The 725-nt window shown below is 56.0% G+C and carries 1 rRNA gene; it reads left to right on the forward strand.

Annotated features, from left to right (window positions below):
- Positions 1-125: ribosomal RNA gene (locus AC1D1A_RS20870) — 16S ribosomal RNA — on the forward strand; the annotation flags it as partial.
- Between the last annotated feature and the right edge of the window lie 600 nt (positions 126-725).

A 725-nucleotide genomic window follows, 5' to 3' on the forward strand; every position in this document is an offset into this window, starting at 1 on the left:
TGGTAACACCCGAAGCCGGTGGCCTAACCCCTTGTGGGAGGGAGCTGTCGAAGGTGGGACTGGCGATTGGGACTAAGTCGTAACAAGGTAGCCGTACCGGAAGGTGCGGCTGGATCACCTCCTTTCTAAGGAGCACCTACAACCACCCTGCCGGGCGTTATGTCCGTGTGGTGGGGTTGTCAGGAGTACGCCCGTTGCGCAGACGCTAGTTCTGCGGCGGGTGCTCACGGGTGGAATATCAACAAATAGCGGCCGCCGGTTCTTCGCCGGCACCCAGTACGGTCCCCTGTGCTTCCTTTGGAAGTCCGGGTGGTCCTGGAACGGTGCGGGAGAGGTGATGGGCGGTTTAGTGTTTGGCACACTGTTGGGTCCTGAGGCAACAGGACCGGGTTGCTGCGGCTTTGGCCGTGGTGGTTCCGGGACTTGTGTTTCTGGTTTCCTGGCTGCACCGATCACACGGTTGTTCTGCTCCTTTTGGGGGCGGGGTGTGTGTGGGGTGTGTGGTACGGGGTTGTTGTTTGAGAACTACATAGTGGACGCGAGCATCTTTTATAAGAAGCAATTTCCAAGAATATGAACCTGGATCTGTCGCTGTTGCCTTTTGGGGTGATGGTGGTGGTTTCTGTGGTTCTCTCGAAAATTACTCCTTGATCTTTTGTGGTCAAGTTTTTAAGAGCACACGGTGGATGCCTTGGCATTAGGAGCCGAAGAAGGACGTAGGAATC

The sequence above is a fragment of the Arthrobacter sp. P1_B9 genome (assembly GCF_056406495.1).